General features: G+C 70.8%; 20 protein-coding genes and 1 pseudogene. 10 read left to right on the top strand and 11 right to left on the bottom strand.

The window, feature by feature from the left end:
• Positions 1-28: 28 nt before the first annotated feature.
• Positions 29-595 carry a hypothetical protein gene (locus OG787_RS28550; protein WP_405536938.1) on the top strand — a complete coding sequence of 189 codons (567 nt, stop codon included), beginning with the start codon at positions 29-31 and terminating at the stop codon, positions 593-595.
• A 138-nt stretch (positions 596-733) separates the two neighbouring features.
• On the top strand, positions 734-1,204 hold the full coding sequence (gene mscL, locus OG787_RS28545; protein ID WP_369035176.1) for a large conductance mechanosensitive channel protein MscL: 471 nt from the start codon (positions 734-736) through the stop codon (positions 1,202-1,204).
• A 28-nt stretch (positions 1,205-1,232) separates the two neighbouring features.
• Here mscL and OG787_RS28540 read toward each other — a convergent pair whose 3' ends face one another.
• Positions 1,233-1,418: a hypothetical protein gene (locus OG787_RS28540; protein WP_405536936.1), complete on the bottom strand. Its 186-nt coding sequence runs from the start codon at positions 1,416-1,418 to the stop codon at positions 1,233-1,235.
• Positions 1,419-1,543: 125 nt separating this feature from the next.
• Here OG787_RS28540 and OG787_RS28535 point away from each other — a divergent pair, with 125 nt between their 5' ends.
• The 4 genes from OG787_RS28535 (at position 1,544) to OG787_RS28520 (ending at position 6,238) form a co-directional block, all read left to right on the top strand.
• Positions 1,544-2,773: a low temperature requirement protein A gene (locus OG787_RS28535; RefSeq protein WP_405536934.1), complete on the top strand. Its 1,230-nt coding sequence runs from the start codon at positions 1,544-1,546 to the stop codon at positions 2,771-2,773.
• Between the two features lie 40 nt (positions 2,774-2,813).
• Positions 2,814-3,848, top strand: a complete 1,035-nt coding sequence (locus tag OG787_RS28530; RefSeq protein WP_405536932.1) for a P1 family peptidase — start codon at positions 2,814-2,816, stop codon at positions 3,846-3,848.
• A gap of 211 nt (positions 3,849-4,059) precedes the next feature.
• Entirely contained in the window at positions 4,060-5,301 is a 1,242-nt protein-coding gene (locus tag OG787_RS28525; protein ID WP_405536930.1) for an Ig-like domain-containing protein, read from the top strand.
• Positions 5,302-5,491: 190 nt separating this feature from the next.
• On the top strand, positions 5,492-6,238 hold the full coding sequence (locus OG787_RS28520) for a DUF6227 family protein (RefSeq protein WP_235477896.1): 747 nt from the start codon (positions 5,492-5,494) through the stop codon (positions 6,236-6,238).
• Positions 6,239-6,374: 136 nt separating this feature from the next.
• On the opposite strand, the gene OG787_RS28515 is transcribed toward OG787_RS28520, so the two are convergent.
• The 5 genes and pseudogenes from OG787_RS28515 to OG787_RS28495 form a co-directional block, all read right to left on the bottom strand.
• Complete coding sequence (locus OG787_RS28515; protein ID WP_405536928.1) at positions 6,375-8,402, bottom strand: fructose-specific PTS transporter subunit EIIC; 2,028 nt, start codon at positions 8,400-8,402, stop codon at positions 6,375-6,377.
• Positions 8,403-8,605: 203 nt separating this feature from the next.
• Positions 8,606-8,710: pseudogene (locus tag OG787_RS28510) on the bottom strand (1-phosphofructokinase); the annotation flags it as partial.
• A 263-nt stretch (positions 8,711-8,973) separates the two neighbouring features.
• A complete protein-coding gene (gene pfkB, locus OG787_RS28505) occupies positions 8,974-9,921 on the bottom strand; it encodes a 1-phosphofructokinase (protein ID WP_405536926.1) in 948 nt (315 codons plus the stop codon).
• Positions 9,918-10,679: a DeoR/GlpR family DNA-binding transcription regulator gene (locus tag OG787_RS28500; RefSeq protein WP_369035219.1), complete on the bottom strand. Its 762-nt coding sequence runs from the start codon at positions 10,677-10,679 to the stop codon at positions 9,918-9,920. The genes pfkB and OG787_RS28500 overlap by 4 nt, the downstream gene beginning before the upstream one ends.
• 213 nt (positions 10,680-10,892) lie before the next feature.
• Positions 10,893-12,401, bottom strand: a complete 1,509-nt coding sequence (locus tag OG787_RS28495; protein ID WP_369035169.1) for an MFS transporter — start codon at positions 12,399-12,401, stop codon at positions 10,893-10,895.
• A 62-nt stretch (positions 12,402-12,463) separates the two neighbouring features.
• Between OG787_RS28495 and OG787_RS28490 the strand changes: the two genes are divergently transcribed.
• Positions 12,464-13,432 carry a helix-turn-helix transcriptional regulator gene (locus OG787_RS28490; protein ID WP_369035168.1) on the top strand — a complete coding sequence of 323 codons (969 nt, stop codon included), beginning with the start codon at positions 12,464-12,466 and terminating at the stop codon, positions 13,430-13,432.
• Positions 13,433-13,811: 379 nt separating this feature from the next.
• On the opposite strand, the gene OG787_RS28485 is transcribed toward OG787_RS28490, so the two are convergent.
• Positions 13,812-14,393 (bottom strand): TetR family transcriptional regulator, encoded by a 582-nt coding sequence (locus OG787_RS28485; protein ID WP_405540608.1) that lies wholly within the window; start codon positions 14,391-14,393, stop codon positions 13,812-13,814.
• A gap of 566 nt (positions 14,394-14,959) precedes the next feature.
• The gene (locus OG787_RS28480; RefSeq protein ID WP_369035166.1) at positions 14,960-15,961 is read right to left on the bottom strand and encodes an RNA polymerase sigma factor RpoD/SigA; all 1,002 of its coding nucleotides are present in this window, start codon (positions 15,959-15,961) and stop codon (positions 14,960-14,962) included.
• A 189-nt stretch (positions 15,962-16,150) separates the two neighbouring features.
• Here OG787_RS28480 and OG787_RS28475 point away from each other — a divergent pair, with 189 nt between their 5' ends.
• Positions 16,151-16,669, top strand: a complete 519-nt coding sequence (locus OG787_RS28475) for an N-acetyltransferase family protein (protein WP_369035165.1) — start codon at positions 16,151-16,153, stop codon at positions 16,667-16,669.
• 67 nt (positions 16,670-16,736) lie between these two features.
• Here OG787_RS28475 and OG787_RS28470 read toward each other — a convergent pair whose 3' ends face one another.
• Positions 16,737-17,528: a dioxygenase gene (locus OG787_RS28470; RefSeq protein ID WP_369035164.1), complete on the bottom strand. Its 792-nt coding sequence runs from the start codon at positions 17,526-17,528 to the stop codon at positions 16,737-16,739.
• Between the two features lie 133 nt (positions 17,529-17,661).
• On the opposite strand from OG787_RS28470, the gene OG787_RS28465 reads away from it, so the two are divergent.
• Positions 17,662-18,171 carry a MarR family winged helix-turn-helix transcriptional regulator gene (locus OG787_RS28465; RefSeq protein ID WP_369035163.1) on the top strand — a complete coding sequence of 170 codons (510 nt, stop codon included), beginning with the start codon at positions 17,662-17,664 and terminating at the stop codon, positions 18,169-18,171.
• A gap of 102 nt (positions 18,172-18,273) precedes the next feature.
• Here OG787_RS28465 and OG787_RS28460 read toward each other — a convergent pair whose 3' ends face one another.
• Both OG787_RS28460 and OG787_RS28455 read right to left on the bottom strand, forming a co-directional pair.
• A complete protein-coding gene (locus OG787_RS28460; RefSeq protein ID WP_369035162.1) occupies positions 18,274-19,806 on the bottom strand; it encodes an MFS transporter in 1,533 nt (510 codons plus the stop codon).
• A gap of 116 nt (positions 19,807-19,922) precedes the next feature.
• Complete coding sequence (locus OG787_RS28455) at positions 19,923-20,564, bottom strand: TetR/AcrR family transcriptional regulator (RefSeq protein ID WP_369035161.1); 642 nt, start codon at positions 20,562-20,564, stop codon at positions 19,923-19,925.
• Positions 20,565-20,847: 283 nt separating this feature from the next.
• Between OG787_RS28455 and OG787_RS28450 the strand changes: the two genes are divergently transcribed.
• Positions 20,848-22,149, top strand: coding sequence for a M6 family metalloprotease domain-containing protein (locus OG787_RS28450; RefSeq protein ID WP_369035160.1), 1,302 nt, complete (start codon positions 20,848-20,850; stop codon positions 22,147-22,149).
• Positions 22,150-22,151 lie beyond the last annotated feature (2 nt).

Genomic DNA, 22,151 nt, shown 5'->3' with positions numbered 1-22,151 from the left:
AGCTCCCTCGTCACAGGTGGTGGTCCTCATGTCATCCGTACGTCCCGTGTCTCCCGTACGTCCCGTGCGCTCCGTTCCGCTCGTCCCCCCGCCCTGCGAGGTGCCGCAGTTCGCTCCCGTGCGGGTACGGGGCGGGCGGGGTCAACTGCGGCGCCTGGTACGGAATCGGAGGCGGGCGCTGGCCCTCGGGCTCGCCGTCACGGCCGCCGCGATCGTGGCGGCGGGTCCACGTGAGGCGTCGGGTCCGCCGCCCGATGTCGGACGGGTCCGTGGTCATCCCGTGGCGGATCCCGTACGGGAGCGGCGCGCGGTCGAGATGGTGACGGCGCCGGTGCGGATCGCCGACGCGGCAACGGTCCGGCTGCTGCGGCCCGGTGACCGGGTCGACGTCATCGCGGCCGAGGAGTCGCCGACGGGCATCGAGGCCCGGGTGGTCGCGCACCGGGCGCGGGTGACGAAGGTGCCGCCTGCCATGACACCCGAGGAGAGCGTGGCCGAGGGCGGGGCTCTCGTCGTGCTCTCGGTGCCGCGCACCACGGCGTCCCGGCTGGCCGGCGCGGGTGCGACGGCACGGTTGGCGGTGACGGTGTGGTGAACGGTCGGGTGATCGTCTCGAACCGTCTGCCGTCAAGTCCCTCGTTGGAGTCGGCCAATTGGACATGGCCGCCACAGGTTGACGTAGGTTGCGGAACTGTTTGTTCCCCCATTTGCGTGTACGAGGAGAGGCCCCGCGGTGAGCGAGAAGAAGCAACCGAGCGTCTGGGACGGCTTCAAAGCCTTCCTGACGCGCGGCAACGTCGTCGACCTGGCGGTCGCGGTAGTCATCGGCACCGCGTTCACCAACATCGTGAACTCGGTGGTGAAGGGCGTCATCAACCCGATGGTGGGGGCGTTCGGGACGAAGAACCTCGACAACTACAGCTCCTGCATCAAGGACCCCTGCACCGGCACCGGCGACACCGCGACCGGCGTCAAGATCATGTGGGGCTCGGTTCTGGGCGCCACGCTCACCTTCGTGATCACCGCGGCCGTCGTCTACTTCCTGATGGTCCTGCCGATGTCGAAGTACCTGGCCAGGCAGACCGCGCGCCAGAAGGCGAAGGAGGGCGCGCAGGAGGTCATCGAGGTGAGCGAGCTGGAGGTCCTCAAGGAGATCCGCGACGCCCTGGTGGCCCAGCGGGGCTCCGGGCACGACGAGCGGTAGGGGCCGCACCGGGGTGGTTCGGCGCGGTTCAGATGTGGTGGGGCGGCTTCTCGTCGAGGAAGCGCTTCAGGTCGGCCGCGCTGTCGCCGCCGCTGTCCCCCGGGCGCTCGCCCCACCCACGGTCCGTGTCGTCCGACGACTGCTGGTCCAGCGGGTCGTCGAAGATCAGCGCGGGCTTCGGGGCGCTCGGTTCGGGGGCGGCGGGGCTGGTCATGACTCCAGGGTACGTCCCACCTGCCGGGCCCGGTCCGGGCCGTGGGGCGCACGCCGGATCACGATCACGCTCCGGCGCCGCCCTTCGGCCTGCGCACGGCGGGCTCATCTGCTGTGCTGGGTCGTATGACGTCTTCCCCCGCAGCCGACGGTGTCGGCCGCGCCGCGCCCCTGCGGAAGCTGACCGCGCGCGGACGCGGCGAGTCGCACCGGGTCGCCTCGCCGCTGGAACTCTTCTTCGACCTGTGCTTCGTGGTGGCTGTGGCCCAGGCGGGCGTCCAGTTGGTGCACGCCGTCGCCGAGGGGCACGCGGGCGAGGGCATCCTCAACTACGCGATGGTGTTCTTCTCCATCTGGTGGGCCTGGATGAACTTCACCTGGTTCGCCTCGGCGTACGACAACGACGACGTGCTGTACCGGATCGTCACGCTGGTCCAGATCGCCGGCGTACTGGTACTGGCGGCCGGGATCTCACGGGCCTTCGAGAGCCACGACTTCCTGATCGTCTGGCTCGGCTATCTGATCATGCGGCTGCCGATGGCCGCCCAGTGGCTGCGGGTCGCCCGCTCGGCCACCGGAGCCGAGCGGACGATGGCACTGCGCTACGCCGGTGGCGTGCTCCTGTGCCTGGTCGGCTGGCTGGGTCTGGTGCTTCTGCCGGAGCCCGCCCGCCCGTGGCTGTTCCTGGTGATGGCGCTCGCCGAACTGGCGGTCCCCCTCTACGCGGAGAGGAGCTTCGCCACGTCCTGGCACCCGCACCACATCTCGGAGCGGTACGGGTTGTTCACGATCATCGTGCTGGGCGAGGCGGTCGCGGCGGCGACGGTGGCCGTGAAGACGGGTGTGGAGGAGAACGACGCGCTGGGCGATCTGCTGCCGATCGCGGTGGGCGGGCTGCTGATCGTGTTCTCCGCCTGGTGGATCTACTTCGCCGTCCCCATCCACGGGCATCTGCGCTCCAACAGGCAGTCGTTCCTGTGGGGTTACGGCCACTATCTGATCTTCGCGTCGGTGGCCGCGATCGGGGCGGGCCTGGAGGTCGCGGTCGAGGACACGGTCGGCAAGGCACACATCTCGACGCTGGCCGCGTCGGCTGCCGTGACCCTGCCGACGGCGCTCTATCTCCTCACGGTCTGGGCCCTGCACTCGCGCCACTTCAAGGTGGGCACGGTCCAGCAACTGGTCCTGCCGACCACGGCGTTGCTGGTGATCGTGTGCACGTTCCTGGGCGACTGGGCGGTGCTCGCGGCGGGCCTCCTGTCGGCGCTCGCGGTGGCGACCGGGGTGACGCTGACCGCGCGGACGGTGGCCGGGGAGCACCGGGCCGAAGACACGGAAGCGGCGAAGCAAGGCTGAGGAAGCGGCGGAGAGGGGTCGCTGGACAAGACTGGGCGTCATGACAGTTGACGCTCTGACAGATGTGGCCGGCCTGCGAGTGGGGCACGCGACGCGTATCGGCGACGGATGGCTCACCGGCACGACGGTCGTGCTCGCACCGGAGGGCGGAGCTGTGGCGGCCGTGGACGTGCGGGGCGGCGGACCCGGCACCAAGGAGACCGACGCCCTGGATCCGCGGAACGTGGTGCGCACGGTCGAGGCGGTGGTGCTGACGGGCGGCAGCGCGTACGGGCTGGACTCGGCGTCGGGAGTGATGGCCTGGCTGGAGGAGCAGGAGCGCGGGGTACGGGTCGGGCCCGATCCCGGGCACGTCGTGCCGGTGGTGCCCGCCGCCTGCGTCTTCGACCTGGGCCGGGGCGGCGACTTCCGGGCCCGGCCGGACGCGGCCACCGGTCGGGTGGCCGTCGAGGCGGCCGCCGCGAGCGAGTTGGGCGCGCCGGTGCCGGAAGGGTGCGTGGGCGCCGGAACGGGGGCCGTGATCGGGTTCCTGAAGGGTGGCATCGGCACCGCGAGCTCCGTGCTCGGCTCGGGGATCACGGTGGCGGCGCTGGTGGTGGCCAACGCGGCGGGGTACTCGGTGGATCCGGAAACGGGGGTGCTGTACGGGGAGTTGTTCGAGGGCCGGCGGGTCGAGTACCCCGCGGCCGGTGTCCACAAGGCAGCACAGCGACGGCTGGCCGAGGTCGCGGCCCAGGCCCCCCTCCCCCCGCTGAACACGACACTCGCAGTGGTCGCGACCGACGCGGCGCTGACGAAGGCCCAGGCCCAGAAGGTCGCCGGCACGGCCCACGACGGCATCGCACGTGCCGTACGACCGGTGCATCTACTGACCGACGGGGACACGGTGTTCACGCTGGCGACGGGTGCGCGTCCCCTGGCCGAGGACAACCCGCTCGCACTGAACGAGATCCTGGAGGCGGGCGCGGACCTGGTCACCCGAGCGATCGTCCGGGCGGTACGGGCGGCGGGGCCGGTGGTGGGGGCGGGCGGGGCTTGGCCTTCGTATGGGGAGTTGTACGGGGGGCGCGGGTAGGGGGAGGGGCTGGGGGGGGAGCCCCCCCCAGCGGCGCCAACAACAGTGCCTCCCCCAGGAGATGGCGATTGTCCCGGTTCTGTCACGTGATGGGTGTGAAGGCGGTCCGCCGGGAACCCGGGCCGTCGGTGTCCCCCTCTTTCTTCACGTAAGTGGAGCGGATCACCCAAAGACCCCGGACACCCCGGATCACACAAACCTGGAGCAGCCCGTGACAACGGCGGACACGACAGCTCGGCGCGCTCTGGGGGCCTGTGCCGTCCTGATGGTCGGTGCCCTGTCCCTCACCGCGTGCGCCGGTGGCAGTAGCGGTGGCGATGACGGGAAGGGAGGCAAGGGCGGTAGCGGTAAGGGTGGTAGTGGGTCCGTCGCGACGTCGGACGCCCGGATCGTCATCTCCGCGAAGAACGGGTCGGCGGGTGCCTCGATCAACACGACCGGGGTGAAGGCCAGCGGGGGCACGTTGACCGAGGTGAAGATGACCGTCGCGGGGACGGGGGCGGCCGTGGCGGGGGCGATAACCGCCGACGGGAGGAGTTGGAAGCCGGCCGAGCAGCTGGAGCGGGGGACGCAGTACCGAATATCGGCGGCCGCGAAGGACGCCGACGGGCGGACCCAGGCAGCCGATTCGACCTTCACCACCGTCACCAAGGCGAACAGCTTCATCGGGACGTACACGCCGGACAACGGGACGACGGTCGGGGTGGGTATGCCGGTGTCGTTCACGTTCGACAAGGCGATCAGTGATCAGGCCGCCGTGCGGTCGCACATCACCGTCACGTCGAGCAGCGGGCAGCAGGTCGTCGGGCACTGGTTCGGGGCGCAGCGGCTCGACTTCCGGCCCGAGGAGTACTGGAAGGCCGGTTCCAAGGTCACGATGAAGATCGACCTGGACGGGGTCGAGGGCGCCAACGGTGTGGTCGGGGTGCAGAAGAAGACCGTCAGCTTCACGATCGGGCGCTCGCAGGTGTCCACGGTAGATGTCAACACGCAGACCATGACGGTCGTACGGGACGGGCAGACCCTCAAGAGCATCCCGATCTCGGCCGGCAGCCCGGAGTTCACCACGTACAACGGGCAGATGGTGATCTCCGAGAAGCTGAAGGAGACGCGGATGGACAGCCGTACGGTCGATCTGGCCAACGCGTACGACATCCCGGACGTGCCGCACGCGATGCGGTTGACGACGTCGGGGACGTTCATCCACGGCAACTACTGGTACCAGAAGGGCAATCCGCCGTTCGGGCGGACGGGGACCAGCCACGGGTGCGTGGGTCTTCAGGACGTGCAGGGGGCCAACGGGGACACGCCCGCCAAGTGGTTCTTCGACAACTCGATGATCGGGGACGTCGTCATCGTGAAGAACTCCGCCGACAAGCAGGTCTCGCCGGACAACGGTCTCAACGGCTGGAATCTGCCGTGGAGCGAGTGGACGGCTGGGGCCACGTCCTGACAGTGCGTGAAGTACCGTCCGATCAGGGCGTGTTGATGGATCATTGATGGTTTTCGGGGCCGTGCGGGAACTTTTCGTGCGGCCCGGGCGTCTCCTAGACGTATGTTTTCTCGGTTCCCGGACATGATGTCCGACCGAGGGGCTACGGTATGCACCCACAAGGTGACATGCAGCAACGCCGGGAGAAGCCTTGAGCGTTCCGTACGAGACGGCAGCGTACGAACCACCCGAGTCGCCCGAGTCTCCGGAGGAGCACCTCGAGCGACTCCTCGGTCGTGCCCTGAACTCCTTCGAGCTGCCCGACGAGGCGATACGGCGGCTCGACTGCGCGCTGGCGCACGACAGTTCGCTGCACTCGGCGCACCACAGCGCGGGGCTGCACCGCGAGACGTACCGGCACACCTGGCTGCTCGCCGACGGTTCGGCGCTCACCCTCTGGGAGCTGGTGCACAACACGGCGCCGGGGGCGGGTCCGCAGCACGAGGTGTATGTGGACGAGGAGGAGCTGCGCGCCGCCACGGCCCGGCTCCCGCTGCCCGCCGACGGCCCGGATTTCGAGCTGCCGGTGACGGTTCAGCTCACGCCGGTCGTCCAGCCCCGGCATGTGTACGTTCCGGACGACTCGGCGGACCACGCGCGCAGGTTATTGCGCCGCGCGGAGAACACGGACCGGCCGGGGACGGAGACGGCCGAGTTGCTGCGTACGGCGTTCGCGCACCAGATCACCCAGGCGTTCGGGCGGCCGTGCCGGGCGGGCCGGTCCGGGATCGGCTTCTCGCTCTACGAGCACGCCTTCCTGCTGCCGGGCGGTGAGGAGATCTCCCTGTGGGAGGTCGAGCACACGGCGACGCCCGACGGTCGGCACATGTGCGAGGTGTATCCGACGGAGGACGGGGCGCGGGACGCGATGGAGCGGCGGGCGGCCCGGGCGTCGTAACCCCGGCACGCTGCTCCTACCCGATCCTCCCCGAAGACACAGACACCACGGTCCCGGACAGGGAACTCCTGTCCGGGACCGTGGTGTTTGCGGTGGTACCCGCGGGCTCGCCCAGCACGCCCGCGCATCGTTCTGCTTACGCCGCCACCGGCTCCTTCTTCGCCGGCACGGCCGCCATGTCCTCCGGCGACTCGGCCGCCGTGGCGCCCGCTGCCGGCTTGCGCATGCTCTTGAGGACGATGACCAGGCCCGCGGTGACGCACGTGCCGGCCGCGATGGCGATCAGGTAGAGGAACGGGCTGCCGATCAGCGGGACCACGAAGATGCCGCCGTGCGGGGCGCGGAGCGTGGCACCGAAGGCCATCGACAGGGCGCCGGTGACCGCGCCGCCCGCCATGGAGGCCGGGATGACGCGCAGCGGGTCGGCCGCCGCGAACGGGATGGCACCCTCGGAGATGAAGGAGGCGCCCAGTACCCAGGCGGCCTTGCCGTTCTCCTGCTCGGCCGGGGTGAAGAGCTTCTTGCGGACGACGGTGGCCAGCGCCATGCCCAGCGGCGGGACCATACCGGCGGCCATCACGGCGGCCATGACCTTCATCGCGGAGTCGCTGGGGTCCGCGACGGCGATGCCTGCCGTGGCGAAGGCGTACGCGACCTTGTTGACCGGGCCGCCCAGGTCGAAGCACATCATCAGGCCGAGCAGCACGCCGAGCAGGATGGCGTTGGTGCCGGAGAGGCCGGCCAGCCAGTCCGTCATGCCCTTCTGGGCCTCGGCGATGGGCTTGCCGACGACGACGAACATCAGGAAGCCGACGACCAACGAGGAGATCAGCGGGATCACCACGACGGGCATGATGCCGCGCAGCACCGGCGGGATCTTGATCTTCTGGATCGCGAGGACGATGCCACCGGCCAGCAGACCGGCGACCAGGCCGCCGAGGAAGCCGGCCGCGATGTTCGAGGCGATCATGCCGCCGACGAAGCCGGGGACGAGGCCGGGGCGGTCGGCCATGCCGTAGGCGATGTAGCCGGCCAGGACGGGGATCAGGAACCCGAAGGCCACGCCGCCGATCTGGAAGAGCAGCGCGCCCCAGCTGTCGACCTGGGTCCAGGAGAAGTGCTCCATGACCGAGGGCGCCTTGTTGATCTCCCAGCCGCCGATCGCGAAGCCGAGGGCGAGCAGCAGACCGCCCGCAGCGACGAACGGGACCATGTAACTGACGCCGGTCATCAGCCACTTGCGGAGCTTGGTGCCGTAGCTGTCGCCGGACTCGCCGGCCCGCTCGACGGGCGTACCGCCGGTGGCGGGTGCGGTGCTCTCGCCGCGCTCGGCCTTGCCGCGTACGTCGGCGATGAGCTGGGCGGGCTTGTTGATGCCGGCCTTCACGCCGACGTCGACGGTGGGCTTCCCGGCGAAGCGTTCCTTCTCCCGTACGGGCACGTCGTGGGCGAAGATCACGCCGTCCGCGGCGGCGATGACGGCGGGGTCGAGCCGGGTGAACCCGGCCGAGCCCTGCGGCTCGACGACGAGTTCGACGCCTGCCTCGCGGCCCGCGTTCTCCAGCGCCTCGGCGGCCATGTACGTGTGGGCGATACCGGTCGGACAGGAGGTGACGGCGACGATCCGGAACGGACGCGCGCCCCCGTCACCGTCGTCACTGCCCGCGGCGGCTTCGGCGGAGGCCGCCGCCGAAGCCGCCGCGGAGTCATCGGTGGCCGGGGCCTCGTCGCCGCGGATCAGCGCGGCGGCCGTCTCCGCGTCGCCGACCGCCCGCAGCGCCGCGGTGAACTCGTCGTTCATCAGCTGGCGGGCCAGCGCCGACAGGATCGTCAGATGGGCGTCGTCGGCGCCGGCCGGGGCCGCGATCAGGAAGATCAGGTCGGCGGGACCGTCGGCCGCGCCGAAGTCGATCCCGGCGGCGCTGCGCCCGAAGGCGAGCGTCGGCTCGGTCACGTGTTCGCTGCGGCAGTGCGGGATGCCGATACCGCCGTCGAGGCCGGTCGGCATCTGCGCCTCACGGGCGGCCACGTCGGCGAGGAAACCGTCGAGGTCGGTCACCCGCCCCTTCGCCACCATGCGCTCGGCGAGGGCACGGGCCGCCGCATCCTTGGTCTGGGCGGACAGGTCGAGGTCGACCAGGTCCGCGGTGATCATCTCGCTCATCGCGGGCTCCTTCGCACGCGTATCGCCCGGGAAGTGGGGTGGGCGGGGCTGGGGACGGGGTTGGTACGGGTACTGCGGTGGGGGCTCTTGGGGAGGGGGGTGGCTGCGGCGGGGCCGGGGAAACCCCGCCGCGTCAGGGCCGGTTCAGGGGGACGGGCGTAGCGGGCGGGCGCCGTCACCAGACGGGCTCCCCCGGTACGAGGGTCCAGGGACACCTCGCCCGTCACCGTCACGGCGGACGGGTCGAGGTCGGCGGGGGGCGGCATCACGCTGCCGGGCAACTGGACGGCGTCGTACGCGACTGCCGAGCGCCGGGTGAGGCCCGGTCCGCAGGAGCGGACGTGCCGAGTGGCGGCCGGCATGGGCGTCGGCACCGAACTGCCCGGCATCCGCTCGGCGGCAGTGGGCTCGACGGCACAGGGCCGAGACAGGACCGCACCACGGGGACGGGCGTACCGCGTGACGGCCGTCACGGGCAGCGGCATCGCGCTGCCCGGCAGACGGTCGGCGCCATACGCGGCGGCGGACGGCTGCGGCAGAGGCGGTCCGAGGCGGGCTCTCAGGCTGGCGCTCATGACACCGGCTCCCTCAGCGGCCGGTCCACCGGCACCTCGCTAGTCACCGTCACCGCCGACGGGTCGAGGTCTGCCGGCGTCGGCATCACGCTGCCGGGCAGCTGGACGGCGGCGGCGCCGTGGGCGACTGCGGAGGCCAGGGCCTCGGGGCCGCTGCCGCCGGCGATCAGGAAGCCGGCCAGGGAGGAGTCGCCGGCGCCCACGTTGCTGCGTACGGTGTCGACGCGGGCGCTGGCGAACCAGGTGCCCGTGCCGTTGACGAGGAGTTGGCCGTCGGCGCCGAGGCTGGCCAGGACGGCGCCCGCGCCCAGTTCGCGGAGTTCCTCCGCCGCCTTCACCGCGTCGCCGATCGTGGCCAACGGGCGGCCTACCGCCTCGGCCAGTTCCTCGGCGTTCGGCTTGACCACGTCCGGGCGTTCGCGCAGGGCCGCCAGGAGGGCGGGGCCCGAGGTGTCCAGGGCGATTCGGGCGCCTGCTGCGTGCGTTCGGGCCACGATGTCGGCGTACCAGGAAGGGGCCAGGCCGCGCGGGAGGCTGCCGCAGCAGGCTATCCAGTCGGCGTCGGCCGATTGCACGCGTACCGTCTCCAGGAGCAACTCCTGTTCGGCGGCGGAGAGTTCGGGGCCGGGTGCGTTGATCTTCGTCAGGACGCCGTCGGATTCGGCGAGCGCGATGTTCGAGCGGGTCGCCCCCGCGATCGGTACCGGTGCCACCTCTATGCCCTGTGCGTCCAGGAGGTCGGCGACCAGCGCTCCGGGGGCGCCGCCCAGCGGCAGCACCGCCACCGTGCGCTGACCTGCGGCGGCCACCGCACGCGAGACGTTGACGCCCTTGCCGCCCGGGTCCATGCGTTCGCCGGTGGCCCGGATGACCTCGCCGCGGTCGAGCGACGGGACCTCGTACGTACGGTCGAGGGACGGGTTGGGAGTGACGGTGAGGATCATGCGCGCACTACCTCCGTGCCGCCGCGCTCGATCGCGGTGGCGTGCTCGGGGTCCAGGCCGCTGTCCGTGATCAGCAGGTCCACGTCGCCCAGGTCCCCGAAGCGGGCGAAGTGCTCCTCGCCATGCTTCGTCGAGTCGGCGAGCAGCACCACTCGGCGGGCGGCTTCCACGGCGGCCCGCTTCACGGCGGCCTCGGCGAGGTCGGGCGTGGTCAGCCCGTGCTCGGCGGAGAACCCGTTGGCGGCCACGAACAGGACGTCGGCGCGGATCTCGCCGTACGCCCGCAGGGCCCAGGCGTCGACGGCGGCGCGCGTACGGTGCCGGACGCGTCCCCCGACTAGGTGCAGCTGGATGCCGGGGTGGTCGGCGAGGCGGGCCGCGATCGGGAGGCTGTGGGTGACGACGGTGAGCGTCGCCTCCAGCGGGATGGCGGCGGCGAGGCGTGCGACGGTCGAGCCGGCGTCGAGGATCAGGGTGCCCTCGGTGGGCAGCTCGGCGAGGGCGGCCTTGGCGATGCGGTCCTTCTCGTCGGCGTAGGTCGACTCGCGCTCGGTGAGGTCCGGCTCGAAGTCGAGGCGACCGGCCGGTATGGCGCCGCCGTGCACACGCCGTACGAGGCCCGCGCGGTCCAGCGCCTTCAGGTCCCGGCGGATGGTCTCCGCGGTGACCTGGAACTGCTCGGCGAGGGACAGCACGTCCACCCGCCCGCCGTCACGGGCGAGCCGCAGGATCTCCTGCTGCCGCTCCGGTGCGTACATGTCCGTTCGCCTCCGACTCATGCCCGAACTTGTTGTTTCGGCTGCTTTCACCCGGGAGGCTACGCCCGGATTTCCAGAAAGTAAACAAGTTCGGGCGTGATGCGGACACAATCAGGCTTCTGTATGGGTGCGGCACGGATACGCGCACGGGAAAGGGCCCGGCACCTGAGGCCTGATGCCTGAGGTGCCGGGCCCCGCTCCACCGCGCCCTGCTCAGCCGACGAGGACCTTCTCCTGCTCGTCCTCCACCGCCTCTTCCGGCCCGGTCACCGCGGCGGCCCGCCCCGGCAACGCGAACATCACCAAGAAGATCAGGCCCATCAGCCCGGCCACCCACCCCAGCGCATGCTGGAACGCGTCCACGAACGCCGGACCCACCTCGGCCGGCGTCAGCCGGTCCCCCATCACCCCGAAGAACACCACCGACACCAGCCCGAGCCCCAGCGCGTTGCCCATCTGCTGCACCGTGTTGATCAGCCCGGACGCCGAACCGGCGTGCTCCCTCGGCACCTCCGACAGCACCGCGTCCGTCAGCGGGGCGACGATCAGGCCCATGCCCGCGCCCATGACGACCAGGGGCAACGCCATCTGCCAGGAGGCGATCGCCATGCCGTACCGGCCCGACTCCCAGATGTAGAGCAGCACGCCCAGGCCCATCACCAGCGCGCCCGCCTGGAGCACCTTGCGGCCGAAGCGCGGGGTCAGTTTCTGGACGGACATGCCGGCCGCCACCGACACCGCGATCGAGAACGGCACGCCGGTCAGCCCGGCCTTCAGCGGGCTCCAGCCGAGCCCGTACTGCATGTACAGCGTCCACACCAGGAAGAAGATCCCGAGCCCGACCCCGAAGACGGTCTGCACGGCGATGCCCGCGGCGAAGCTCTTCACCCTGAACAGGGACAGCTCGACCAGCGGGGAGCCGTCGATCCGGGTCTTCCGCTTCTCGTACGCCACCAGCGCGCCGAACACGACGAGCGCGCCCGCCATCGACACGTACCCCCACAGCGGCCAGCCCAGCTCGCGCCCGCGGGTCAGCGGGTAGAGCAGCATCAGCAGGCCCAGGGTCACCAGGGCGACGCCGACCAGGTCCAGCTTGAGGGCGCGCGGGGCCTTGGACTCCGTGATGAAGCGGTGGCCCAGGATCAGGCCCGCGATGCCCACCGGCAGGTTGATCAGGAAGATCGGCCGCCATCCGAGGCCGAACAGGTTCCACTCCGTCAGCAGCGCGCCCAGCAGCGGGCCGGTCACCGCGCCCAGGCCCACGATCGCGCCGAAGAGGCCGAACACCTTGCCGCGTTCGTGCGCCGGGAAGGTCGCGTGGACGATCGACAGGACCTGCGGCACCATCAGCGCGGCCATCGCGCCCTGGAGGATGCGGGAGGCGACCAGCATCTCGGGGTTCGCGGCGAGGCCGCAGAGCGCGGAGGCCAGGGTGAAGCCGCCTATCCCGACGAGGAACAGCCGCTTGCGGCCATGGATGTCGCCCAGGCGTCCGCCGGTGACGAGGCCCGCGGCGAAGGCGAGCGCGTAGCCGGCCGTTATCCACTGGATCTGACTGAAGGAGGCGCCGGCCTCGCGCTGGATCGACGGGATCGCGATGTTGACGATCGTGACGTCGACGAGGTCCATGAAGGCCGCGGTCATCACGATGGCGAGGGCGAACCAGCGCCGCCGGTCGGGCACGGCAGTCGGTGTGCCCAAAGGGGTCTCGGTGGAGTTCATGGCTTCACGCTAGGACCCCACTAGGTCAGATCCTGTCCTAGTGGTACGGCATCCTCGTACCCATGACGACGGACACCCCGGCCCGGCTCCTTCAGCTCCTCTCGCTCCTCCAGACGCCCCGCGAGTGGCCCGGCGGCGAGCTGGCCGACCGGCTCGGGGTGTCCCGGCGCACCGTGCGGCGGGACATCGACCGGCTGCGGGAACTCGGCTATCCCGTGCAGGCGAGCAAGGGGTCCGACGGCGGGTACCGGCTGGTCGCGGGCAAGGCGCTGCCACCGCTGGTGCTCGACGACGAGGAGGCGGTGGCCATCGCGGTCGGGCTGCGGGCGGGCGCCGGGCACGCGGTCGAGGGGCTGGACGAGGCGTCCGTACGGGCGCTGGCCAAGCTGGAGCAGGTCCTGCCGTCCCGGCTGCGCCGCCGCGTGTCCACCCTCCAGGCCGCGACCACCCCGCTGACCAGCGGAGACGGCGCGGTCATCGCACCCGAGACGCTGACCGTGATGGCCTCGGCGGTGGCCGGGCAGGAGCGGCTGCGGTTCGCCTACCGCGCCAAGGACGGTACGGCGACGAAGCGCCTGACCGAGCCGTACCGGCTCGTCTCGACCGGCCGCCGCTGGTACCTGGTCGCGTACGACCTCGACCGCGCCGACTGGCGCACCTTCCGCGTCGACCGGGTCTCCGACCCCTTCGCCACGGGCGCCCGCTTCGCCCCGCGCGAGCTGCCGACGGGCGACGCGGCGGAGTATCTGCGCCGGTCGATCCACGTCCGGCGGGAGGAGTACGCGTTCGAGGCGACGTTCGCCGCCCCGGCCGCGTTTGTCGCCGCCCGCGTCCCGGCGTGGCTCGGCACCCCCGAGCCCCTCGGCGAGGACCACTGCCGCATCCGCTCCTCGACCGGCGACGCGGTGGAGTGGCTGGCGGTACGACTCGCGTCGGTCGACTGCGCCTTCACGGTCCAGGAACCGCCCGAACTGGTCGAGCGGGTAAGGGAGTTGGGGGCCCGGCTGACCCAGGCGGCGACGGGGAGCTGACCCGGCGGCCCACCGGGACCGACACCTCAGGAACTCGCACGTCAGAAGCCGGCGCCGCTCCACGGACGCGAACCCGAACCGGCCGACCAGGCACAGGAGTCGAGGCGCCCCGACCCGGGCGGCGGCGGGCAGCCGACCGACAGCCCTCCAGAACCCGCGCCACAGAATCCGACCCCGCTCCACGAACCGGACTGGCCGACAGACGCGGAAGCCACGCCGCGCCCGCCCCGGACGGCCGGGGATGCCCCGACCGGCGGCCCACCAAGACCCGCGCCACAGAAACCGACCCGCCCCACGAACCCGACCCGGGCGGCGGGCAGCCGACCGGAGGCCCTCAAAAAACCGCCCCTCAGGGCTCGCGCCTCCTCAGGCCCGCGTCTCAAGAACTCGCGCCGCTCCACGGAAAGTCCCGCAGCGTCCCCAGGTTGCGTACGGCCAGTGCCGCCGGGCCCGTCGGGCCGTCGGCCGGGGCGTCGCCCGCCGCCCATGTCTCGAAGGCGACGCGTACGGCCGCGCTGGCGACGGCGGCCGTGAAGCGGGCCTCGGGTGAGTCGGCCGGGCCCGCGCCCCGGGAGGCCAGCGCCTCCGCGAGTGCGCGTTCCGAGGTCCGGCACCGTTCCGCCCACACCCGCAGCAGGGCGGGGCTCTCCTCGGCCAGCCGGAGCAGGGTGCGGGCCCAGTCCAGGGCGCCCGGCGGGACCCCGGCGCCGGGGGTCAGCACATGCCGTGCCGCGTGTTCCAGGGCCTGCGGCACGGACAGCGCGGCCGGCGCCGCGCGCACCGTGTCCGCCCAGTGCTCCATGCCCGCGCCGAACAGGGGGCCGACGGCCTCCTCCTTGGTGGCGAAGTAGCGGTAGAACGTGCGCGGCGCCACCCCGGCCGCCTGGGCGATGTCCTCGGCGCGGGTGGCCCGCAGCCCGTTGGTCACGAAGAGCTTCGCCGCCACTCGGGCGATCTCCATCCGCGTCGCGTACTTGCGCCGTTCGGTGAGCGAACCGGAGAAGCCGGCGAAGCCGGAGAAGCCGGAGGAACGGGAGATATCGGGGTGGGACACGGACGCCAGGTTATGCCGCTGTGGCACAATCTGCCATCCGGCGGGCCACCCCGGGGTTCAGGTACGGGGTGCCCCGCCCTTAAGTGAGCGGGCGAGCCTGCGAGCGGACGCAGAAGTGAGCCGGGCTCCGGTACCTGGGGGGGGTTAGGTACCGAAGCCCGGCTTGGGAAGGTCCCGACGCGGGGGGGGTTGCGTCGGAACCTGGCTCAGGGGGTCCAGGGCGTTGCCGTCCGGACCCGGAAGTCCTGGGCCCTGAGGTCTTGTGCCCCGGACCCGCTGGTTTGAAGCAGCGTGACACCGCTATCTTTGCGCGGCCCCCCGCCACCCCGCGCACGCGACCCCCAACAGTCGTACGCCGAGGGCGCGCGCCGCACCAAAGTGCGCCCCCCAAGGCGCGCCCCGATAGGGGCGCGGGGAACTGCGCGACCAGCCCCCACCGGGCGCGCGGCCAAAGAACCACGCACCCAGCGGAGCTATGCGGCTGCGTCGAACCCGGTGTCCCGAGCCAACTTCTTCAGCTCCAGCAACGCATGCTTCTCGATCTGCCGAATCCGCTCACGGGTCAGCCCGTGCTCCTTGCCGACCTCCGTCAGCGTCCGCTCGCGCCCGTCGTCGATGCCGTACCGCATCTTGATGATGGACGCCGTGCGCTGGTCGAGGCGGCCGATCAGGTCGTCCAGTTCCTCGCTGCGCAGCAGCGTCAGCACGGACTGCTCCGGTGACACCGCCGACGTGTCCTCCAGGAGGTCGCCGAACTGCGTCTCGCCCTCGTCGTCCACGGACATGTTCAGCGACACCGGGTCGCGGGCCCAGTCCAGGACGTCGATCACGCGCTCCGGCGTCGAGTCCAGTTCGGCGGCGATCTCCGCCGGCTCCGGGTCGCGGCCGTTCTTGCGGTTGAACTCGCGCTGCACGCGGCGGATCCGGCCCAGTTCCTCGACCAGATGGACGGGGAGGCGGATCGTGCGCGACTGGTCGGCTATGGAGCGGGTGATGGCCTGACGGATCCACCAGGTGGCGTACGTCGAGAACTTGAAGCCCTTGCGGTAGTCGAACTTCTCGACCGCGCGCACCAGGCCGGCGTTGCCCTCCTGGATCAGGTCGAGAAGGGGCAGGCCGCTGCGGGGGTAGCGGCGCGCCACGGCGACGACCAGCCTGAGGTTGGACCGGATGAAGACGTCCTTGGCCCGCTCGGCCTCGGCGACCAGCGCCTCCAGTTCCTCGACGGTGGCGTCCGCCTTGGCCTCTGTCTCGCCGTCGAGGATCTGGCGTGCGAACACACCGGCCTCGATGGTCTGCGACAGTTCGACCTCTTTCGCGGCGTCGAGCAGCGGGGTCCGCGCTATCTCGTCCAAGTACATGCCGACCAGGTCGCGGTCGGCGATCTCGCCGCCATGGGCGCGAACACTGCGTGCGCCGCCGACGGATCCGCCGGTGGCGGACGACGTACGACGGGCGACGGCACGGGTTGCCATGCGTGCTCCCTTGCGATGGTAGGTCAGCGGGTGGTCCTGGATGTTCCTGTTTGTCTCTGAACGCTCAGCACACTCCTCGCGTGCCCGGCATCCGAAGGAAACAACGACTGGAATCAGGACAGAATTCCCACCGCGCCCTCCTATTTTTCTGATCTTGCAGTACCCTGTGCCGCGCGCAAAGGAGGCGTGATGTCGTCGGAACATGCAGAGGTGCAGGTCAGGCCGGGAGTCGAGGCTGATCTCACAGCTCTCACCGACCTCTACAACCACTACGTGCGCGAGACACCCACCACGTTCGACACCAAGGTCTTCACTCCGGAAGAGCGCCGCCCTTGGCTGCTCTCCTACCCTGAAGACGGCCCGCATCGCCTGATGGTTGCCACAGAGGTGGACTCACAGCGGATTCTGGGGTACGCCACATCCGGCGCCTTCCGGGCGAAGCCGGCGTACGGCACCACCGTGGAGGTCACCGTCTATCTCGCCCCGGACGCGGGCGGGCGCGGCGTGGGCACCCTGCTCTACAAGGCCCTCTTCGCTGCCCTGGCCGGTGAGGACGTGCACCGCGCGCTGGCCGGGATCGTGCCGCCGAACGAGGCGTCCGTGCGGCTGCACGAACGTTTCGGGTTCCGGTATGTCGGGACGTACCACGAGGTGGGCCGCAAGTTCGGCCGGTACTGGGACGTGGCCTGGTACGAGAAGGAACTCTGAGGACCGGGGCATGGTCCTTCCGGCCCCCGGGCACCTGCCCGAAGGGGCCGAATACCGACCTACGAGGTCAGCCGAACTGCACCGACCGCTTGGCCATGCCCAGCCAGAAGCCGTCGATGACCGACCTCTGGGAGTCCAGTTCGCCGGCCACGTCGGCCGCGCCCATCGTCACGAAGAGCGGGGCGAAATGCTCGGTGCGGGGGTGGGCGTACTTGCCGGCGGGAGCCTTGTTCAGGAAGTCCAGCAGGCCGTCCACGTCCCGTGCCTCCAGTGCCCGGCGGCCCCAGTCGTCGAACTCGCTCGACCAGGTCGGCACGCCGGGGCCCGTGTGCCGCAGGGCGGCCAGGTTGTGGGTGAAGAAGCCGGAGCCGACGATCAGCACGCCCTCGTCGCGCAGCGGCGCGAGCTTGCGGCCGATGTCCATCAGCTTCACCGGGTCGAGGGTAGGCATGGAGATCTGGAGGACAGGGATGTCCGCCTCGGGGAACATCTCCACCAGGGGGACGTACGCGCCGTGGTCGAGACCGCGGTCCGGGACGTCCTGGACGGGGATACCGGGGGCGCGCAGCAGCTTCCGTACGGACTCGGCGAGTTCGGGGGCGCCCGGGGCGGCGTACTCGACCTGGTAGTAGTGCTCCGGGAAGCCCCAGAAGTCGTAGACGAGGGGGATCGTTTCGATGGCGCCGATGGCGAGCGGGGCCTCTTCCCAGTGGGCGGAGACCATCAGGATCGCCCTGGGGCGGGGCAGGTCGGCCGACCAGGCGGCGAGTTGGCCGGGCCAGATCGCGTCGTCCGCCAGCGGGGGCGCGCCGTGACTGAGGTAGAGCGCGGGCATGCGCTCCTGGGTGGCGGCGGACATGACTGCTGCTCCCTTCGGTTACCCGAGACAGGCTCTCCTTCAAGTCTGCATCTTGAAGTCTCAAGCTTCTCGCATACTGAACATACATCGTTTTGGTTTAAAATTCAAGGACGGGGAACGTAGAGTGGAGTACATGAACACGGCATCTACATCCGACGAGGAGCCCCGCTGGCTCACCGACGAGGAGCAGCGCACCTGGCGCGCGTATGTGCACGCCGTCACGCTGCTGGAGGACCACCTCGACCGTCAGCTCCAGCGCGACGCCGGTATGCCGCACGTCTACTACGGTCTGCTCGTCGGCCTCGCCGACTCCCCGGACCGGCGGCTGCGCATGACCGAGCTGGCCATGAAGGCCAAGATCACCCGCTCCCGGCTCTCGCACGCCATCGCCCGGCTGGAGAAGAACGGCTGGGTACGGCGCGAGGACTGCCCCTCGGACAAGCGCGGCCAGTTCGCGGTCCTGACCGACCAGGGCCGGGAGGTGCTCCGGCGCACCGCGCCGGGCCATGTGACCGCCGTACGCCAGGCACTCTTCGACCGGATCAGCGACGAGCAGCGCAAGACGCTCCACGAGGTCATGGAGATCGTCGCCCAGGGCCTTCAGCCGAAGGACGCGGGCGCGGATCTGCCCTGGCTCCGCTGAGCGGAACCAGGGCAGATCCTGGAGTCGTACGTCACGAGGCGTCCCCACCCCGCGTGACGTACGGAGTGGCCCGAAGGGGTACGAGGGGGACGACAGCCGGGGTCAGTGGGCGACCACCGGGACCTTCAGCTCCTCCTCCGCGCCCTCGCCGCTGACCGAACTCATGTCCGGGCGGCCGGCGTTGATGAAGGTGAAGGCGATACCCGCGGCGGCGACCAGGATGCCGACGGCGAACCAGATGGCGCTGGTGTAGCCCTCGACCATGCCCTTCAGCTGGACCAGCTGCTGCTGGGAGCGGGAGGACGCGCCGCCGATGTGGTCGGCGACGTACGTCGTCGTCGCCGAGGCGGCGATGGTGTTCAGCAGGGCCGTACCGATGGCGCCGCCGACCTGCTGCGAGGTGTTGACCATCGCGGAGGCGACACCGGAGTCACGCGGCTCGACGCCCAGCGTGGCCAGGGACATGGCCGGCATGAACGCCGTACCCATGCCGAGGCCGAGCAGGAGCATCGCCGGCAGGAGCAGGGTCGCGTACGAGGAGCCGATCTCCATCTGGGTGAGGAACAGCATGCCCAGGGCGGCGACCAGGAAGCCCGGGCCCATCAGCAGGCGTGCCGGGACGCGGGTCATCAGGCGGGCGCCGATCTGCGTGGAGCCCGTGATCATGCCCGCGATCATCGGCAGGAAGGCGAAGCCGGTCTTGACCGGCGAGTAGCCCTTCACGACCTGGAGGTAGTAGGTCAGGAAGAGGAACAGGCCGAACATCGCGATGATCGCGAGGCCGAGGGAGAGGTAGACACCGCCGCGGTTGCGCTCGGTGATGACGCGCAGGGGCAGCAGCGGGGCCTTGACCTTGGACTCGACGAACACGAAGGTCGCGAGGAGCAGCGCCGAGGCGACGAACAGGCCGATCGTCAGGGAGTCGCTCCAGCCCTCGGACTCGGCGCGCGTGAAGCCGTAGACGAGAGAGACCAGACCGAGGGTGGACAGGACGACACCCGGGATGTCGAGCGGCGAGCGGTTGCGGCTGCCGGACGGCTCACGGATGACGAAGTACGCGCCGAGTGCGGCGACGATCGCGAACGGGATGTTGACGAAGAACGTCCAGCGCCAGTCGAGGTACTCGGTGAGGAAGCCGCCGAGGATCAGACCGACGGCGCCACCGCCACCGGCGATCGCACCGTAGATGCCGAACGCCTTGGCGCGCTCCTTGGCGTCGGTGAACATCACCGCGAGCAGGGAGAGCGCGGCGGGCGCGAGCAGTGCGCCGAAGGCACCCTGGAGGGCGCGGGAGCCGAGGAGCATCGCCTCGTTCGTCGCGGCGCCGCCCAGGGCGGAGGCCGCGGCGAAGCCGATCAGACCGGTGACGAAGGTGTTCTTGCGGCCCCAGATGTCGGCGATCCGGCCGCCGAAGAGCAGCAGTCCGCCGAAGGCGAGGGCGTAGGCCGTGATGACCCACTGCCGGTTGCCGTCCGAGATCCCCAGGTCCTGCTGGGCGGAGGGCAGAGCGATGTTCACGATGGTCGCGTCCAGCACGACCATCAGCTGGGCGAGCGCTATGAAGGTCAGCGCCTTCCAGCGGTTCGTATCGGGAGCCGGCGCCTTGGCGGCGGCAGCCTGGGCTGTTTCAGACATGGGGGTACCCACTTCGGGACTTCGTGACGGAAAAAGGACGTGAAGGAACGCGAAAGGACGTGACGGGGACGAGGAAAGGGGAGCGGAGAAGGAGATGAGAGAGGATCAGGTCGCCATCAGGGCTGGCGCAGGTCCTCCATCGTCGCGGCCGTGCCGGGGAGCACGGAGGGGGCCGGGGCCCGCAGACCGTCCAGGAACAGTTGCAGGTGTCGGTGCACGAAGCGGTCGATGCTCATGCACCCCGTGCCCGCCGGAGGACGGCTGAGCTGGGCCACGACGACCATCAGGTCACCGACGCCCACGTCGGTGCGGAGCTGACCGGCCGCCTTCGCCCGGTCCATGATGTTCTCGGTGAGCTGTTCGACCCGCTCCCGCGCGGCCTCCAGGTCGGGGTGCCGCTTGTCGAAGGTGCCGGCCATCATCGGGCAGAGCGCGCCGATCCGCTCGTCGGCGGTGACGTGGACGAAGCGCTCCAGCGCCGCGAAGGCGTCGCCGGTCTCCGCGAGGGCGAGTTCGGCCGCCTCGGACATCCGGTCCATGACCGAGCAGACGACCTCCCGAGCGAGGGCCTCCCGGTCGGGGAAGTTGCGGTACACCGTGGCGTTGCCGACGCCTGCCCGGCGGGCGATCTCGTCGATCGGCACCTCGGGGCCGAACTCGACGAACATCTCGCGGGCGGCGGTGACGATCCGCTCCCGGTTGCGCAGGGCGTCGGCGCGGGGCCGGGCCGCCTTCTGCACGGGGGTCGCGGTCTGCACGGCGTACTCCTTCATGATCGTTGACGGCATGAGCGTTGATGAACGGTATGTTGCGATCCGGGGAGGCAGTCCCCGTTTCGCTCGGACACATGGCTAAACGGGGAAGTGGTCCCCGGTTATTTCCCGCATCCGAAGAGATTCCATGTGACCTGGGTCACATGACCTCGGGGCGGGATACCCACGATCGGTCTCCTCCAGCGCGCGCTCCCGCCGACCTCGACACAGGGTGATCGGAAGGGTGCAGTCCGAGACCGGCGGCTGCCGTGGCGCGAAGGGTCCGTGCATGCAGCAGCCGACCAGCCGTCGTCGGATACGCCCGCCGGGCACCCCGCGTCCCCGCCGGGTGGCCGCCCTGGTGTCCGTGGCCGCGCTGACCCTCGCGGTCAGCACCTCGGCCGGGACCGGACAGCTCACCAGGGGTTCCGCGACAGCCGCGGGCTCGGTCCCGCTGGCCCGCTCCGCCCAGCTCAGCCCCTGTGTGATCAGGGGCGGCCTCGGCGTCCAGATGTCCGAGGGACTGCCCACCCCGGCCGGCTACTCCCGCTCCACCGGCACCGTCCGCGCGCTGAACCTGATGGTCGACTTCTCCGACGCCCCCGGCCAGGGCAGCGCCCTCGACCGGCTCGCGGAGTTCTTCCCGCAGACCCGGGACTGGTTCACCACCAGCTCCTACGGCCGCCTCGACTACCGCCCCGAGGCCCCCGTCGACACCTGGCTGCGGATGCCCCGGTCCTTCCGCTCGTACGGCATACAGCGCGGCGCCCCCTTCGACCCCGGCTACCGCAGACTCGTCCAGGACATCGTGGCCACGGCCGACCCGAGGGTCGACTTCCGCTCGTACGACCTGCTGAACGTGCTGGTCACCCCGAACGCGGGCCCCTCCGCCCTGGACACCGTCCTGTCCGTCACCTTCGCCGGGAACAGGGAGGCGCCGGTCGCGGACGGGGTACCCGTCGCCAACGCGTCCTTCGTCTACTCCCGGCAGGACGACGGCTCGGGGTCGTACGACACCACGGGCTACCGCGTCCTCCCGCACGAGAACGGCCATGTGTTCGGCCTGCCCGACCTCTACACACAGCACGGCGGGGGCGCGGTCGGGCACTGGGACATCATGAGCGAGGACTGGGGGGCCAACAACGACCTGCTCGGCTGGCACAAGTGGAAGCTCGGCTGGCTGGACCCCTCGCAGGTCGGGTGCGCGGTGACGGCCGGGACGAGCGAGTACACGCTCACCCCGCTGGCCCGTCCCGGCGGCGCGAAACTGGTCTTCGTGCCCATCAACTCCCGTACGGGGTACGCCGTCGAGCTGCGCACGCGCGAGGGCAACGACGAGACGGTGTGCCGCCCCGGCGTGCTGATCTACAAGGTCGACGCGAACGTCGACACCGGCCGTGGCCCGGTCACGGTGTACGACTCCCGCCGGGACAGCGGCGGCTGCACGCGCAGCCCGAACGTCCACGCGGAACTCTCCGACGCGCCCTTCGCCCCCGGCGAGTCCTTCACGGACCCGAGGCGGAGCATCCGGATCACCGTGGCAAGCGCGGACCTCGACGGGAACCACCGGGTGGCGATCACCCGCCGGTAAGG

Origin of the sequence: Streptomyces sp. NBC_00075 (assembly GCF_045041225.1) — a bacterium.
Classification (GTDB): domain Bacteria; phylum Actinomycetota; class Actinomycetes; order Streptomycetales; family Streptomycetaceae; genus Streptomyces; species Streptomyces adonidis.
This window is presented reverse-complemented; position numbering and strand designations above follow the sequence as displayed.